The sequence below is a fragment of the Bacteriovorax sp. DB6_IX genome (assembly GCF_000447775.1).
Lineage (GTDB): Bacteria > Bdellovibrionota > Bacteriovoracia > Bacteriovoracales > Bacteriovoracaceae > Halobacteriovorax_A.
Genome location: NZ_AUNJ01000047.1, coordinates 1 through 241, shown reverse-complemented (window position 1 = coordinate 241; position 241 = coordinate 1). Strand labels below are relative to the sequence as shown.

Genomic DNA, 241 nt, shown 5'->3' with positions numbered 1-241 from the left:
AGAAAACAAATTATCTCTATCAAGCCTTTGATAAGAAGAAACTTCATCGCTCATTTATGGGCTACACAGATGCGAAGTCATCAACGCTTATTGGCCTAGGTGCGACAAGCATTTCTAATACAGATTATAGCTTCAGACAAAATAGTAAGGATGTAAAAGACTACACTGAGCAAATGAGTAAAGTTAGATTGCCAGAAAATCAGACCTCTCACGAACTCAATCCTGCAGATCAAATAATTAA

The 241-nt window shown here is 36.5% G+C and carries 1 pseudogene; it reads left to right on the top strand.

The features are described from left to right. Window positions 1-241: pseudogene (locus M901_RS01345) on the top strand (coproporphyrinogen III oxidase); the annotation flags it as partial.